The 15626-nt window shown below is 71.2% G+C and carries 11 protein-coding genes; 9 read left to right on the top strand and 2 right to left on the bottom strand.

Features of this window, described 5'->3' with window-relative positions:
- Positions 1-39: 39 nt before the first annotated feature.
- The 7 genes from ACIPV1_RS06220 to ACIPV1_RS06190 all read left to right on the top strand — a co-directional run bounded on the left by ACIPV1_RS06220 (position 40) and on the right by ACIPV1_RS06190 (position 10571).
- Positions 40-1914 (top strand): ABC transporter ATP-binding protein, encoded by a 1875-nt coding sequence (locus tag ACIPV1_RS06220; RefSeq protein WP_123292343.1) that lies wholly within the window; start codon positions 40-42, stop codon positions 1912-1914.
- 333 nt (positions 1915-2247) lie between these two features.
- Positions 2248-4488 (top strand): adenylate/guanylate cyclase domain-containing protein, encoded by a 2241-nt coding sequence (locus ACIPV1_RS06215; protein WP_402725965.1) that lies wholly within the window; start codon positions 2248-2250, stop codon positions 4486-4488.
- On the top strand, positions 4485-5918 hold the full coding sequence (locus ACIPV1_RS06210; RefSeq protein WP_402725964.1) for a mechanosensitive ion channel domain-containing protein: 1434 nt from the start codon (positions 4485-4487) through the stop codon (positions 5916-5918). Before ACIPV1_RS06215 ends, ACIPV1_RS06210 begins: the two co-directional genes overlap by 4 nt.
- 10 nt (positions 5919-5928) lie before the next feature.
- On the top strand, positions 5929-7293 hold the full coding sequence (locus ACIPV1_RS06205; RefSeq protein ID WP_194672742.1) for a cystathionine beta-synthase: 1365 nt from the start codon (positions 5929-5931) through the stop codon (positions 7291-7293).
- A 14-nt stretch (positions 7294-7307) separates the two neighbouring features.
- Positions 7308-8453: a cystathionine gamma-synthase gene (locus tag ACIPV1_RS06200; protein WP_402725963.1), complete on the top strand. Its 1146-nt coding sequence runs from the start codon at positions 7308-7310 to the stop codon at positions 8451-8453.
- Positions 8454-8566: 113 nt separating this feature from the next.
- Positions 8567-9967 (top strand): MFS transporter, encoded by a 1401-nt coding sequence (locus tag ACIPV1_RS06195; RefSeq protein ID WP_402725962.1) that lies wholly within the window; start codon positions 8567-8569, stop codon positions 9965-9967.
- Positions 9968-9998: 31 nt separating this feature from the next.
- Positions 9999-10571 (top strand): substrate-binding domain-containing protein, encoded by a 573-nt coding sequence (locus tag ACIPV1_RS06190; RefSeq protein ID WP_165901358.1) that lies wholly within the window; start codon positions 9999-10001, stop codon positions 10569-10571.
- Positions 10572-10650: 79 nt separating this feature from the next.
- Here ACIPV1_RS06190 and ACIPV1_RS06185 read toward each other — a convergent pair whose 3' ends face one another.
- On the bottom strand, positions 10651-11232 hold the full coding sequence (locus tag ACIPV1_RS06185) for a TetR/AcrR family transcriptional regulator (protein WP_159573139.1): 582 nt from the start codon (positions 11230-11232) through the stop codon (positions 10651-10653).
- Positions 11233-11457: 225 nt separating this feature from the next.
- Here ACIPV1_RS06185 and ACIPV1_RS06180 point away from each other — a divergent pair, with 225 nt between their 5' ends.
- The gene (locus ACIPV1_RS06180) at positions 11458-12714 is read left to right on the top strand and encodes a multidrug effflux MFS transporter (protein WP_111084464.1); all 1257 of its coding nucleotides are present in this window, start codon (positions 11458-11460) and stop codon (positions 12712-12714) included.
- 64 nt (positions 12715-12778) lie between these two features.
- Positions 12779-14797: a helicase HerA-like domain-containing protein gene (locus ACIPV1_RS06175; protein ID WP_402725961.1), complete on the top strand. Its 2019-nt coding sequence runs from the start codon at positions 12779-12781 to the stop codon at positions 14795-14797.
- A 19-nt stretch (positions 14798-14816) separates the two neighbouring features.
- Here ACIPV1_RS06175 and ACIPV1_RS06170 read toward each other — a convergent pair whose 3' ends face one another.
- Positions 14817-15461, bottom strand: a complete 645-nt coding sequence (locus tag ACIPV1_RS06170) for a hypothetical protein (RefSeq protein WP_132100064.1) — start codon at positions 15459-15461, stop codon at positions 14817-14819.
- Positions 15462-15626 lie beyond the last annotated feature (165 nt).

The following is a 15626-nucleotide window of genomic DNA, read 5'->3' as shown; positions in this document are numbered from 1 at the left end:
CCGTGGGGATACGGTTGCTGCATGAGCATGGGCGGCGGGATGCGCGGGGGCGGCGGTGGCGGTGGTCCGCGCGGCGGCGGCCGGATCTCCAGCGGTGACTTCCGTGCGCAGAAGGCCGCCAACGCCGAAGCGCCGAAGATCCCGCACCTGGTGAAGCGGATCGCCGGGCTGTTCGTCCCGCACCGGCGGTCGATCATCCTGACGGTCGTCCTCGTCCTGATCGGCGCGGCGATCTCGGTGATCCCGCCGCTGTTGACGCAGCAGGCGTTCGACCGGGGCCTGTTCCCACCCTCCGGCAGCCCCGACGTCCCGGTGCTGGTCGAGCTCGTGTCGGCGATGGTGTTCCTCTGGATCGCGAGCGCCGGGGTGGGCGTCTGGCAGACCTACCTGACGGCGACGGTCGGCAACAAGGTCATGGGCGCCATGCGGATGCGCCTGTTCGGGCACCTGCAGCGCATGGAACTCGCGTTCTTCACCCGCACGAAGACCGGTGTCATCCAGTCCCGCCTGCAGAACGACGTCGGCGGCGTCGCGAGCGTGCTGAACAACACGATCTCGTCGGTGCTCGGCAACACCGTCACGGTCATCGCCGCCATCGTCGCCATGCTGTTGCTGAGCTGGCAGATGACCTTGGTCGCGGTCGTGCTGCTGCCGTTGCTCGTCATCGCGCAGCGTCGGGTCGGGCAGGTCCGTGCCCGCATCGCCGGGCAGACGCAGGAGTCGCTGTCCGACATGACGGCGATCACGCAAGAGGCACTGAGCGTCTCCGGCATCCTGCTGGCCAAGAGCTTCAACCAGCAGCGCAGCGAGACCCGCCGCTACGGGGACGAGAACCGCAACCAGATCCAGTTGCAGGTCCGCCAGCAGATGTCCGGGCAGTGGTTCTTCGCGATCGTGCAGATCTTCCTGTCGATCATCCCGGCGATCATCTACCTCGTCGCGGCCTGGCTGATCATCGGCGACGTCCCTATCACCGCCGGCACCATCGTCGCGTTCACGACGGTGCAGTCGCGCTTGCTGTTCCCGACGGTCGGACTGCTCCGGGTCGTGCTCGACCTGCAGACCTCCGGAGCGTTGTTCGCTCGGATCTTCGAGTACTTCGACCTGAAGCCCGCGATCACCGACTCGCCCACGGCGAAGCCCGTCGACGACACCATGGTCGGTCACGTCGCGTTCGACGACGTGACGTTCACGTACCCGGACGGCGAGGCCGACAAGCCGACGCTCCGCGGGGTCTCGTTCGACCTCCGACCCGGGCAGTTCGCTGCCTTCGTCGGTCCGTCGGGTGCGGGCAAGACCACCGTGTCGTACCTGGTGCCGCGGTTGTACGAGGCGACCGAGGGCTCCGTGCGGTTCGCCGGGCAGGACGTCCGCGACCTCGTGCACGAGGACCTCATGCGCCACGTGGGGATCGTCAGCCAGGAGACGTACCTGTTCCACGCGACGATCGGCGACAACCTGCGCTACGCCAAACCGGACGCCACCGACGACGAGGTCGAACGGGCGGCACGGGCGGCGAACATCCACGACACGATCGCCTCGTTCCCGGACGGCTACGACACGGTCGTGGGGGAACGCGGGTACCGACTGTCCGGCGGCGAGAAGCAGCGGATCGCGATCGCGCGGGTGCTCCTGAAGGACCCTCCCGTGCTCGTGCTCGACGAGGCCACGAGCGCGCTCGACTCGATCTCGGAGCGCGTGGTGCAGACCGCGCTCGACACCGCCGCCGCGGGGCGCACCACCATCTCGATCGCGCACCGGCTGTCGACGATCCGGGACGCCGACGTCATCTTCGTGCTCGACCACGGGCGGATCGTCGAGCAGGGCACGCACGACGAACTCCTCGCGCTCGACGGCACCTACGCGCTTCTGCACCGGCAGCAGAACACGCCCGCGGACGCCGTCGAGCGTTGAGCCGGCCGGCCGGCGCCGGCGCCGGTGCGCACGGACCGACCGGTGCCAGCGTGCGCGGCGCGTGCGCGGAACGGACAGGTGACCCGACGGCGGACGGGAGGCCCGTGACGGGGCCGCAGCGCGCCTCCCGTCCGACCGCCCGCGTCTCCAGCCCGCGTCTCCAGCCCGCGTCTCCAGCCCGCCGTCTCCGGCCCGCCCCGCGACAGGTGTCGCGAACGCGACCACCGAGGTCACGAAGCCGCAACGAACGTCGGATACCTGACACGAGTGTTGCTCGCGTGGTACCTGTGGTTGACGCGCGCGCGCACCCAGCCCTCCTGAGCGGAGTTCGAAGTGACTGCAGTCCCACCGACGTCCGACACCAGCAGCCCCGGTCCCGACCCGATCCCCCCGGCGACGGACTCGCAGACGGGCGGTCCTCGCGTCGTCGAGGACGCACCGCGCAGGAAGGGCAAGCTCCGGGCCTTCCTGACGAGCGGCTCACTCGACATCCAGTCGAAGCTCCTGGTGATGCTGCTCGCCGTGAGCATCATCGCGGCGCTGGTGGTCGGCGTCGTCGGGTACCTGAACGGTCGTGCCTCGCTCGAGAACGCGGCGCTCAACCAGGTGACGTCGCTGCGCGAGGCGCGGATCACCGAGCTGAAGCGGTCGTTCGACCAGTTCACGCAGACGGTCGTCGCGCAGACCCGCAACGAGAGCGTGATCGGCGCGACCAAGGCGTTCTCGGCCGGGTGGGACGACCTGCGCGACCGTCCGATGTCCGACGCCGACCACACGAAGGTCGACGCCTGGTACGCGGACACCTTCGTCCCGCAGCTCGACGCGCGGAGTGGCGGCTCGGCGAACCCGGACCAGTTCGCGCCGACGACCGATCCGCAGGCGTACCTGCAAGCCCGGTACACGGCGCCCTTCGACGACTACGACCAGGCCGCGCAACTCGACGACGCCGGTGACGGCAGCAAGTGGTCCGAGGCGCACGCCGAGTACCAGCCGTACTTCCGCCAGGCGGTCGAGTCCGCCGGTTACGAGGACCTGCTCCTCATGGACACCGACGGCGACGTGACGTACTCGACCTACTCCGGGGCGGACCTCGGTTCGAACCTGCAGGACGGCCCGTACCGCGACTCGAACCTGGCGAGCGGGTACGAGGAGGCGCTGCAGCTGACCAGTGCGGACGACTTCGTGGTGACCGACTTCGCCCGGTACGCACCGAGCCTGAACGTCCCGACGCTGTGGGTGATGTCCCCGGTGGCCGACGACGGCAAGATCATCGGCGTGCTGGCCGTGCAGGTGCCCGTGGACCTCATCAACCAGGTCATGACGGGCAACCAGGACTGGGCCGACGACGGGCTCGGCGACACGGGGGAGTCGTACCTGGTGGGGGCGGACCACCTGATGCGGTCCTACCCGCGCCAGCTGCTCGAGCACCCGAAGCAGTACCAGCGCGACGTGATCGCCGCGGGGACCGCACCCGGCACGGCCGCGCGACAGATCGCCGTGAAGGGGTCGGTGCTCCTGCAGGAGGTCAACACCACCCCGGTCAGCCGGGCACTGCAGGGCAAGTCGGGCACGGTGATCTCGAACGACTACCGGGGCAAGGAGGTGTTGTCCGCGTACGCGCCGCTCGAGGTGGACGGCCTGCGCTGGGTGGTCGTGGCGCAGATGGACACCGCTGAGGCCTTCGCGCCGGTGAACGACTTCGCCCGGAACATCGGGTTGTCCCTGGTCGCCATCATCGTCCTGGTGAGCCTGCTGTCGCTGCTGCTGGCGCAGGTCTTCGTCCGCCCCATCCGCCGACTGCAGACCGCGGTGAACCGGGTCAGCAGCGGCGATCTCGGCGTCGAGGTGAAGACGAAGGCCGGTGACGAGATCGGTGACCTCGGGCTCGCCTTCAACGACATGAGCCGGAGCCTGCAGGTGAAGCAGGACCTGCTCGACGAGCAGCGGCGGCAGAACGACACCCTGCTCCTGACGCTCATGCCGGAGGAGGTCGCCCGGCGGTACAAGCAGGGCGACGAGACCATCGCCTCGGACCACCAGGACGTCGCGGTGGTCTACGCGGACATCATCGGGTACGACGACTTCGCCGCCGGCCTGACGGCGGAGGAGTCCCTGTCGCTGCTCAACGACCTGTGGCGGTCCCTCGACGAGGCCGCTGGTCGGCACGGCATCGAGCGGGTGCGCACGACGCGCAGCGGGTACCTGGCCAGCTGCGGTCTGAGCGTGCCCCGCGTCGACAACGTCCGGCGGGTGGTCGACTGGGCGGAGGAAGCACAGGGTGCACTCGAGCGGTTCAACGCCCAGCACGGTTCGAAGGTCGGGCTGCGCGCGGGCATCGACACCGGCCAGGTGACGAGTGGTCTGGTCGGTCGTTCCAGCATCGTCTACGACATGTGGGGCGATGCCGTCAGCCTGGCGTACCGGGTCCAGGGCATCGCGCCCGCGCCCGGGGTGTACGCGACGCAGCGGGTGATCGACAAGCTCGGTGACCGCGGTGGCGTGCAGGACGTCGGGACGGTGCAGACCCAGACCGGTCCGCAGAAGGTCTGGAAGCTCGAGCGGGTGGCGTCGTGACCGCCTTCTGGGAGCAGGCGTGGTTCTGGCCGTCGATCAGCGTGATCGTCGGGTTGCCACTCCTGCTGCTCCTGTTGACCGAGGTGCAGTCGAGCCTCGAGCGCCGGCACAACCCGATGTCGAAGGTCGTCGCGCTGCTGCGCAACGCCGTCGTCCCGGTCATCGCGATCCTGGTCCTGTCGGTGCAGGTGACCGACGCGGTCGACCCGGGTCGGCCGGTGGTCAGCCAGGTCATCGCGACCGTGCTCGGCTTCCTGCTGATCGTCTTCGTGCTGAACGGGCTGAACATCCTGATGTTCACGAACGCCCGGAAGGGGACCTGGCGCGAGAAGATCCCGTCGATCTTCGTCGACATCGCCCGCGTCATCCTGGTGGCGATCGGCCTCGCGGTGGTGTTCCGCATCGTGTGGGGGACCGACATCGGCGGCATCTTCACGGCGCTCGGGGTCGGGTCGTTCGTGATCGCCCTCGCGTTGCAGACCGCCGTCGGGCCCATCGTCGCCGGCCTGTTCCTGCTGTTCGAGCAGCCGTTCCGCCTCGGCGACTGGCTCGACATCGGCGGCACGCGCGGCCGGGTGGTCGAGGTCAACTGGCGATCGGTGCACGTCGACACCGGCGAGGGCATCCTGATCACCCCGATCGGATCGTTGGCCGGGGCGTCGTTCACGAACCTCAGCCGCACCGGTGGCACGTTCCCGGTGTCGACCGACGTCACGTTCACGACGGACGATCCACCCGCCGCCGTGGTCGCCCTGCTCGAGCGGGTCGCCAGCGGTCTCCCGCAGCTGTACGCCGGGACGCGACCGACGGCGGTGCCGGCGGGCGGCGCGGCGTACGCGGTGTCGTTCCAGGTGCGCGGCCCGTCCCAGGAGGCCGACGCGCTCGCCCAGTTCCGGATGTGGCTCTGGTACGCGGCGCGTCGCGCGGGCCTCGGGCTCGACGGCGACACCACTGACGACTTCGTCACCGATGCACGCCGCGACGAGGCGCTCGCCTCGATCGCCGCGACGCTGTACCTGACCGGTGACGACACCGCGGCGCTCGCGCCGACGGTGCGGCTCGAGCGCTACGCGGCCGGCGAGGTCATCCACCGGGTCGGCTCGGTGCCGGATTCGGTGCGGTTCGTCCTGTCCGGCAGCGTGGAACTGCGGGTCCCCTTCGAGGACGCCGACCTTCCGGCGACCCGCGTCGAGGCCGGCGACTACGTCGGGCAGACGGCGTTGACCCGGGAGGCCCTGCTCACGACCGCCACGGCGCTCACCGAGGTCGCGGTGCTGGTCGTCCCCGCCACGGCTCTCGACCAGATCGTGCGGTCCACCCCGGCGCTGGCGCGCGACATGGGCGACGTGATCGACCGGCGACGCGCCGAGGTGTCCGCAGCGGTGTCCGCGCACGTCGCATCCCAGCAGAACGCGGTGTCGGCGTCCTAGACTCGGGCCCGTGCGTTACGCGAACTCCGTGGTCGACCTCGTCGGCGACACCCCGCTCGTCAAGCTCAACCGCGTCACCGAGGGGGTGCGCGCCACCGTCCTGGTGAAGGTCGAGTACCTGAACCCCGGCGGATCGTCGAAGGACCGCATCGCCACGCGCATCATCGATGCTGCCGAGGCCTCCGGTGACCTGCGACCCGGCGGGACGATCGTCGAACCCACCTCGGGCAACACCGGGGTCGGGCTGGCGCTCGTCGCTCAGCAGCGCGGCTACCGGTGCGTGTTCGTGCTGCCGGACAAGGTCGGCGAGGACAAGCGCAACGTCCTGACGGCGTACGGCGCCGAGATCGTCGTCACACCGACGGCAGTGGCGCCCGAGCACCCGGAGTCGTACTACTCGGTGTCCGACCGGCTCGTCCGCGAGATCCCCGGCGCCTACAAGCCGAACCAGTACGCGAACCCGAACGGCCCCCGCAGCCACTACGAGACCACCGGTCCGGAGATCTGGCGCGACACCGAGCAGCAGATCACCCACTTCGTCGCGGGCGTCGGGACGGGTGGCACCATCTCGGGCACCGGGCGCTTCCTGAAGGAGGCGTCCGACGGCCGTGTCCGCATCGTGGGGGCCGACCCCGAGGGCTCGGTCTACTCCGGCGGCACCGGCCGGCCGTACCTGGTCGAGGGTGTGGGCGAGGACTTCTGGCCGACCGCGTACGACCCCGAGGTGCCGGACGAGATCATCGCGGTGTCGGACGCCGACTCGTTCGCGATGACCCGCCGCCTGGCGCGGGAAGAGGGCCTGCTCGTGGGCGGGTCCAGCGGGATGGCGGTCGTCGCAGCGCTGCGGGCCGCCCGCGACCTGACCGAGGACGACGTCGTCGTGGTGCTGCTGCCCGACGGTGGCCGCGGCTACCTCGGCAAGATCTTCAACGACCGGTGGATGCGCTCGTACGGCTTCGCCGAGACCGACGAGGCGCGCACCGTCGGGTCGCTCATCGCCGGCAAGGACGGCCGTCTGCCCGACCTGGTGCACGCGCACCCGGCGGACACCGTGCGCGAGGTCGTCGACATCATGACCAAGTACGGGGTGTCCCAGATGCCCGTGCTCAGTGCCGAACCGCCGGTCGTCATCGGCGAGGTCATCGGGGCCGTCGCCGAGAAGGACCTGCTCGAACAGGTCTTCACCGGTGCTGCGAAGATGACGGACGCCCTGACCGGTTTCGTGGGCGAACCACTCCCGTTGATCGGCGTGGGCGAGTCCGTGTCCGCAGCGCGTCGAGCCCTCGAGACGGTGGACGCCCTGCTCGTCGTCGAGGACGGCAAGCCGGTCACGGTCCTGACCCGCCACGACCTCCTGACCTACCTCTCCGAGTAAGGAACGCAGCCAGCATGACCGAGTTCAGCACCCGCGCCGTCCACGCCGGCCAGGAGCCCGACGGCCCCACCGGCGCCGTCATCCCGCCGATCCACCTGACGTCCACCTACGTGCAGGACGGCATCGGCGGGATGCGGAACGGCTACGAGTACTCCCGCGCCGGCAACCCGACGCGCGACTCCCTGCAGACGCTGCTCGCCGACCTGGACGGCGGCGTGGCCGCGTACTCGTTCGCGTCCGGTCTCGCCGCCGAGGACGCCCTGCTCCGGGCGGCGCTCCGTCCCGGGGCCCGCGTCGTGATGGGGAACGACGTGTACGGCGGGACCCACCGTCTGGTCAGCCGACTGCACGTGCCGTGGGGCGTCGAGCTCGTCGTCGTCGACATGAGCGAGCTCGACCAGGTCCGGGCCGCGCTGCAGGGCGCCCCAGAGGACACCGTGCTCTGGGTCGAGACGCCGACCAACCCGCTCATGAAGATCGCCGACATCGCCGGACTCGCGACCCTCGGGCACGAGGCCGGTGCACTCGTCGTCGTGGACAACACCTTCGCGTCGCCGTACCTGCAGCAGCCGCTGTCGCTCGGTGCCGACGTCGTCGTGTACTCGACGACGAAGTACCTGGGTGGCCACTCCGACGTCGTCGGTGGGGCCGTCGTGCTCGCCGACCAGGAGCTCGCGGCGAAGGTGCAGTTCCTGCAGTTCGGCGCCGGTGCGATCTCGTCGCCGTTCGACGCCTTCCTGACCACCCGCGGCATCAAGACACTGGCGGTCCGGATGGAGCGGCACTCCACGAACGCGCAGGCCGTCGCCGAGGCGCTCGTCGCAGCGCCGGGCATCGAGCGCGTCTACTACCCGGGGCTCACCGACCACCCGGGGCACGACATCGCCGCGCGTCAGATGCGCGGGTTCGGCGGGATGCTGTCCGTCGCACTGTCGGGCGGCCCGGACGCGGCCCGACGCTTCGCGGAGTCCACGGAGCTGTTCGCGCTGGCCGAGTCGCTCGGGGGTGTGGAGTCGCTCATCGGGTACCCGAGCGAGATGACCCACGCCTCGGTGAAGGGCACGGAGCTCGCGGTGCCCGAGAACGTGGTGCGGCTGTCCGTCGGCATCGAGGACGCGGGCGACCTGATCGCGGATCTGCAGCAGGCGCTGACGCGCTGACGCGGACCTGCAGCAGGCGCTGACGCGGACCTGCAGCAGGCGCTGACGCGCATCGCGCGTGGTCCGCGCCCCGCGACGTCGGCGGTGTCGCCCCTCGCCCCTACGATGAGCGGGTGAGCACCACGGCGACGAGGACGGGCCTGCTGAGCGGGCGGTACGCCCTCGCGACGATCGGCATGGTCGCCATCGTGGGCGTCGCGGCGTTCCAGAACCTGGCGATGACGACGATCATGCCGGTGATCAGTCGCGACCTGGACGGCGAGGCCCTGTACGCCCTGGCCTTCGCGGCACCGCTCGCGGCCGGGGTACCCGGCATGGTGCTCGCCGGCAACTGGACCGACCGCGCAGGCGGCCGGGTCGTCGCCTGGGTCTCCGCGCTGCTGTTCGCCGTCGGGACCGCCGTGGTCATGCTCGCGCCGACGATGGAGGTCTTCCTCGTCGGTCGACTGGTCGAGGGCTTCGGTGCCGGCGCGATCGACGTCGTGCTGTACGTGCTCGTCGCCCGGATCTTCCCCGCCGAGCTGCACGGACCGGTGTTCGCCGGGTTCGCGGCCGCGTGGGTGGTCCCGGCGCTGATCGGCCCGGCGATCGCCGGCATCGTCACCGACACGTGGAACTGGCACTGGGTCTTCGCGGGGGCGCTCGTGATCGCCGTGGGTGCGTTCAGCGTGCTCGTGCCGACGCTCGGACGGCTGCAGGCACCGGCGGTCGAGCTGCGGCCGCCGTGGCAGCGGATCCGGATCGGGTGGTCGGTCGCCGCGGCCGTGTCGATCCTGCTGCTGAACGTCGCGCCGGACCTGACCCCGTGGGGGATGGTGGCCGCGGTCGTGGTCGGCCTGGTCGGGACGTGGTTCGCCCTGCGTCCGTTGCTGCCGACCGGCACCTTCCGTGCCGCCGCCGGACTGCCCTCGGTGGTGTTGCTGCGCGGGCTCGTGGCGGCGTCGTTCTTCGGCAGCGAGGCGTACGTGCCGTTCCTGCTGCAGGCGAAGCACGGCCTGTCCGCTTCGGCTGCGGGGCTCGCGCTGACAGTCGCCGCGCTCAGCTGGGCGGCGTCGAGTTGGGCGCACGGTCGGCTGGGGGAGCAGCGCCTGACCGCACGTCGGACCTTCGGTGTCGGCCTCGCGCTCGTCCTGGTGAGCCTGCTGGCGGCCTTCGCGGTGGCGACGCTCGACCTGCCGTGGTGGGTGCTCGTCGCCGGTTGGTTCGTCGGCGGCGCGGGCATGGGGGCGATCTACCCGCGGACGTCGATGCTCACCCTGCGGTTCTCGGGCGAGGGCGACGACGGCTTCGCGAGCTCGGCGCTCACCATCGCCGACGCAGCGGGCAGCGTCATCGGCCTGGCGGTCACCGGGCTGCTGTTCACCGCGACCGGCGGCGCCGAGGGCACGGTGTCCTTCCCGCTGGTCTTCGCGGCGATGATCTGCTTCGCCGCACTGGCGATCGCCGCGGTCCGGCGGCTCGGACCCGTCCCCGCGCCGGTGTCGTCGGCGTCGCCGGACCGCGCAGCCGGGTAGCGTGGCAGACCGGACCGAAGAGGAGACACCCGTGGTGCGCATCGTCGCTGCAGCCGTCGTCCTGACGGCCGCCCTCGCGTTGGCCGGCTGCCAGGGCACGACCTCCGCTGCGCCCACGCCGGTGCAGAGCACGGACCTGACCAGCTCCGACGGCGGGTTCGACAAGCAGGCTGTCATCGGCGTCGTGCTGGTCGACGACGACGCGGCCCTGGGCGAGGACCTGCGCACCGGCCTGTCCGATGCCGGGTTCCGTCCCGACGTCCGGGTCGCACCCGCGTCCGGTGCGGCGGCGTCCCAGCGGACCGCGGTAGCCCAGCTCGTCCGCAAGGGCGCCAAGGCCCTGCTCGTGCACGCGGCTCGGCCGTCCGCGCTCACCGGGGTGATCCAGACCGCGCACGACGCCGGTGTCGTGGTGGTGTCCCTGGGTGATCCGCTGCCGGCGAGCGGTACCGGCGGCGACGGTGTGTCGGCCGACTACCGGGTGCCCGCAGCGGCGGACGACGCAGACCTGGCGGCCACCGCGGTCGAGGTCGTGCAGTCGTTGCAGCGCGGCGAGAAGCCGGAGACCGAACCGAGCGACGGCGACTCGACCGACGCCGAGTGAGCCGAGGCGAGCCGCGCCACCAGGCCGGTCAGCGCCGCGTCAGCATGCCGGTCAGCGCCGTGCCACCAGGCGGCTCAGCTCAGCTCCACCAGGCCGGGAACGACAGCGTGATCGTCTCGACCAGCGCCTTCCGCGACCGTCGGGGCCCGGCGAGCCACGCTTCGATCGCCCCGACGAAGCCCTGCGCGACGTAGCCGGCGGCCACGTCGTCGAGGAGCTCCGGGCGGCGGTCGGCGTCGAGTTCGCGGATGTGAAGGGCACTCGACTCGGTGAAGTGGCCCACGAGCAGCCGGTGCAGTGACGCGTCGTTCGGGTCCGGCAGTGCCTTGGCGTAGATGTCGCGGTGGGTGGTCACGTGCTCGACGACCGCGTTGATGCCCCGCCGTGTGATGGTCGCGAGCTCGGCCGCGTCGGCTCCGCGGGCGGCTGCGGCCCGTCGGTCGTCGGCGTCGTCCTGCCGGATGCGGTCGAGCTCCGGCGTCAGCACGTCGGCGAGCAGCGATCCGGGGGAGACCGCGTGCGAGTAGAACGTCGCGCGGTTGATGCCGGCGGCACGGGTGACGTCCGCGACGGTGATCTCGGAGACGGGGCGGTCGGCCGCCAGTCGCAGGATCGCTTCGCGCAGGGCGGCGGTCGTGTGCAGGATCCGGGCATCCACCATGACGCCCACCCCCTTCTGATCCGGTTCACCCGGAGGCCCCCGAGCAGTCCGACGGTACCGCATGGCACGGGATCGGCACGCGGACGGCGGGTGGCAACACGCGGGCAATCCGAGCCGACGGCGTCGGGAGCGCTCCTGCGGCCCGTAGGATGGTTCCGCGGACGAATCGATTCGATCGACGCCGCGATCACCTCCCCGCCCCTCACCGCCGAAGGACTCCTGCTCGTGACCGCGCCCGCCACCACCGGTTCGCTCCGGGTCGTCCTGCACCCCGGAGACTCACTCTCCCGTGGGCAGCGACTCGTCTACGTCTTCGTCCTGGGCGCCCTGACGGCGCTCGGGCCGTTCACGATCGACCTGTACCTGCCGGCGTTCCCGGCGATCAAGGAGCAGTTCGGCGTCACCGACGGCGCCGTGCAGCTGACGCTCACGGCGACGACGCTCGGGTTCGCGTTCGGGCAGCTGCTCGTCGGCCCGTGGAGCGACAAGGTCGGCCGCCGGCTGCCGCTCATCATCGCGACGACGGTGCACATCGCCGCGTCGATCGGCGCGGCGACCGCTCCCGACATCGAGCTCCTCGCGGTGTTCCGCGTGCTCCAGGGCATGGGTGCTGCCGCCGGCGGTGTCGTCGCGATGGCCACCGTCCGCGACCTGTTCGGCGGCAAGCCGCTCGTCCGGATGCTGTCCCGCCTGGCGATGGTGAACGGGCTGGCGCCGATCCTCGCGCCGCTCATCGGCTCGCAGATGCTCCAGTTCACCAGCTGGCGCGGCATCTTCGTCTTCCTCGCCTGCTACGGCCTGGCCGTGGTGATCGCGTCGATCCTGCTCATCGTCGAGACCCTGCCCCCGGCCCGTCGCCGCGAGGCCGGCCACTCCACGATCGGTCAGCGGTACAAGGCGCTGTTCTCCGACCGGATCTTCGTGGGGGTCGCGCTCATCGGGGCGATGGTGTTCAGCGGGTTGTTCTCGTACCTCAGCTCGTCGCCGTTCCTGTTCCAGGGTGTCTACGGACTCGACGCCCAGCAGTACGGGCTGCTCTTCGCGGTGAACTCGGTGGGCGTCGTGCTCGGTGTGCAGATCTCCGCGCGGTTGGCGCAGCGCGTCGGGCCGCAGTGGATCCTGGCGTGCTCGACGGCGACCCTGTTCCTGGCGTCGATCGCGATCATCGTGCTCGACCAGCTCGGTGCGGGGCTCGTGGGCGTGCTCGTGCCCCTGTGGTTCTTCATCGCGGCCTGCGGGTTCTCGTTCCCCCTCGTCCAGGTCATCGGCCTTGCTGCGCACGGCAAGGAGGCCGGGACGGCGGCGTCGCTGCTCGGCGCCCTGAACTTCGGCGTCGCCGGCCTGATCTCGCCGATCGTCGGTTGGCTCGGCATCACCACCGCGACCCCGATGGCGATCGTGATGGCCTCGACCTCGGTGATGGCCATCCTGATCCTGTGGTTCGTGGTGCGGCCCCGGACGGTCCCCGAGCTCACGCACTGACGCGTTCTCCACAGCTGCCCGGATCAGCCGGACAGCGGCCCCCGCGCGTCCATAGGCTGTGCCCATGAGCGACGCGGTGGAGCAGGCACGGGCAGCGGCCGAGGCCGCCAGGCAGGCAGCGGACGAGGCACGCCGGCTGGCCGACGAAGCCGTGCAGCGGGCCGAGGAGCTCGCCGCCGCACTCGCCGGACAGGAGGCCCGGCTCGCCCCCGACGCGGAGCCCGCCTCCGCCACCCCACTGGCTCCAGAGCCCACCACCGCAGGACCCACCGCAGCCGTCGCGGACGACGCGACGGCGGCTCTCGACGCGGCCGTCCCGGCACCGGCGGACGCCCCGGCGGCCGGCACCGCGCCTCCCGGCAGTGGCGCAGCCCCGCTCGGGCCGGACGCCGTCGCCGCGATCCGCACCGGCTACACCGTCGAGGGGCAGGCGCTCGAACTCGGTGCGCTGGTGAACGGCGAGGCGCAGCCCGACGTCCAGGTCCGCATCCCGCTCGGCATGCTGAACCGGCACGGGCTGGTCGCCGGCGCGACCGGTACCGGCAAGACCCGCACGCTGCAGGTCCTCGCCGAACAGATCGCGGCGAACGGCGTGCCGGTCTTCGCGGCCGACATCAAGGGCGACCTCTCCGGGCTCGCGGTGGTCGGGCAGGGGAACGAGAAGCTGCTCGCGCGCACCGCGGGCATCGGCCAGCAGTGGCAGGGCGTCGCGAGCCAGGCGGAGCTCTTCTCGCTCGGTGGTCAGGGCGCGGGCGTGCCGATCCGCGCGACGGTGTCCGGGTTCGGGCCGTTGCTGCTGTCGAAGGTGCTCGGCCTGAACGACACCCAGGAGTCCTCGCTCGGACTGGTGTTCCACTACGCCGAGCAGGCCGGGTTGCCGCTCGTCGACCTGGCCGACCTGCGGAGCGTGCTGACGTTCCTGGTGGGCGACCAGGGCAAGGGCGAGCTCGCCGAGCTCGGTGGTCTGTCGAAGCAGACCGCCGGGGTGATCCTGCGCGAGCTCATCACGTTCGCCGACAAGGGTGCCGACCAGTTCTTCGGCGAGCCCGAGATCGACACGCAGGTGTTCCTGCGCACGGCGGCGGACGGCCGGGGGATCGTGAGCCTGCTCGAGGTCCCGGGCGTGCAGGACCAGCCCGAGGTCTTCTCGACGTTCCTGATGTGGCTCTTGGCCGACCTGTTCAACGAACTGCCAGAGGTCGGCGACCAGGACAAGCCGAAGCTTGTGTTCTTCTTCGACGAGGCGCACCTGCTGTTCAGCGGGGCGTCGAAGGACTTCACGGACCAGATCGTGCGGACCGTGCGGTTGATCCGGTCGAAGGGTGTCGGGATCTTCTTCGTGACCCAGACCCCGAAGGACGTGCCGAACGACGTCCTGGCGCAGCTCGGGTCGCGCATCCAGCACCAGCTGCGGGCGCACACCCCCGACGACGCGAAGGCGCTCCGGGCGACGGTGTCGACCTACCCGTCGAGCGACTACGACCTGGGTGAGGTACTGACCTCGCTGGCGACCGGCGAGGCGATCGTCACCGTCATGAACGAGAAGGGTGCGCCGACGCCGGTCGCGTGGACCCGGTTGCGCGCGCCGCAGGGATCGATGGACCCGATGCCCGCCGCCGAGATGCAATCGCGGGTGCAGGCATCGCCGTTGCTCGCGACGTACGGCACCCGGGTGGACCCGGACTCGGCGCACGAGATGCTGGCACGTCGGATGGAGGCAGCTGCTGCCGAGGCGGCGGCGGTGGACGCGCAGAAGGACGCAGCCCTCGCGGCGGCCGAGGCCGAGAAGGAAGCCGCGCGTGCTGCGGCGACCGCGGCCAAGGAGGCCGCGGCGCAGGCCAAGCAGGAGGAACGCGAGCGGGCTGCTGCGCAGAAGGAGTACGAGCGGACGCAGCGCGAGTTCGAGAAGGCCGAGCGGGCTGCGGCGTCGCGGCGTTCGGGCCGGTCGGGGCGCAGCACGCGGACGACGACCTCACGGAAGGCGGACGACCCGCTGTCGGACCTGCTCGGGTCACGGCTCGGCGGCACGATCGCGAAGGAGGTCGTGCAGGGGATCTTCTCGACGCTGCGCCGACGTCGGTGACGTCCGGCAGCTCCGAGCGTCAGCGACCGAGCAGGCCGGTGAACTCGACGACGAGGAGACCCAGGACGACGAGTGCTGCCACGCCGCCGACGAGCAGGTAGGCCGGCCGCTGTTCGTACCAGGCGCGGCTCGAGGGGTAGCGCTTCGCGAAGACCCGGGCCGAGACCGGACGTGCCTCTTCCGTCACCTGGACGCCCAGGGCGTCGACGACCTGGGCGAGCCCGTCGTCGCCCCACACGTCGGCACGGATGCGGAACAGGTGCGCACCCGTCGCGTCGAACGCCACGAGCTCGCGCATGGTGCGGTCGACCGAGCTGCCGTAGGTGGTGGCGAGCACCAGACTGTGCACGCGGTCGCGGGGGATCCGACGGTGCGCGGTGACCACGCCCCGGATCGTCAGGCCGTCAGGGTCGATGCCGATGTACGCCGTGCTCAGTCGGACGAAGACGACGCCGACGAAGACCGCCAGCGCGACGACCACGGTCGCGACCATCGCCCACGTCCGGAACGGGAACGACACCCAGACCAGGGCGACGGCGAGCGGCACGGCCGAGAACACGATGCTCAGCGCCGTCGAACGGACCAGGGACCGGCGGGGGCGGAGGACGACGTCGTACACGGTGGCGCGCAGGTGCGGCGTCGCTGGCACCGTCATGTCCCCCATGCGCGTCTCCTGAACCCTCGGGTCTCCCGGGCACGCCGAATCGGCCGCCCTGCGAGCGACGCCCCTGCCGCTCGATGCACCGCGGTCGACTCGTCCCGGAGTCGTCCGCTCCGGCAAGCATAGGTGCACGACGGGGACCGGGGACAGCCCGTTCCACCCCGGATC

Origin of the sequence: Curtobacterium sp. NPDC089991, assembly GCF_044748425.1 — a bacterium.
Taxonomy (GTDB): domain Bacteria; phylum Actinomycetota; class Actinomycetes; order Actinomycetales; family Microbacteriaceae; genus Curtobacterium.
This window is presented reverse-complemented; position numbering and strand designations above follow the sequence as displayed.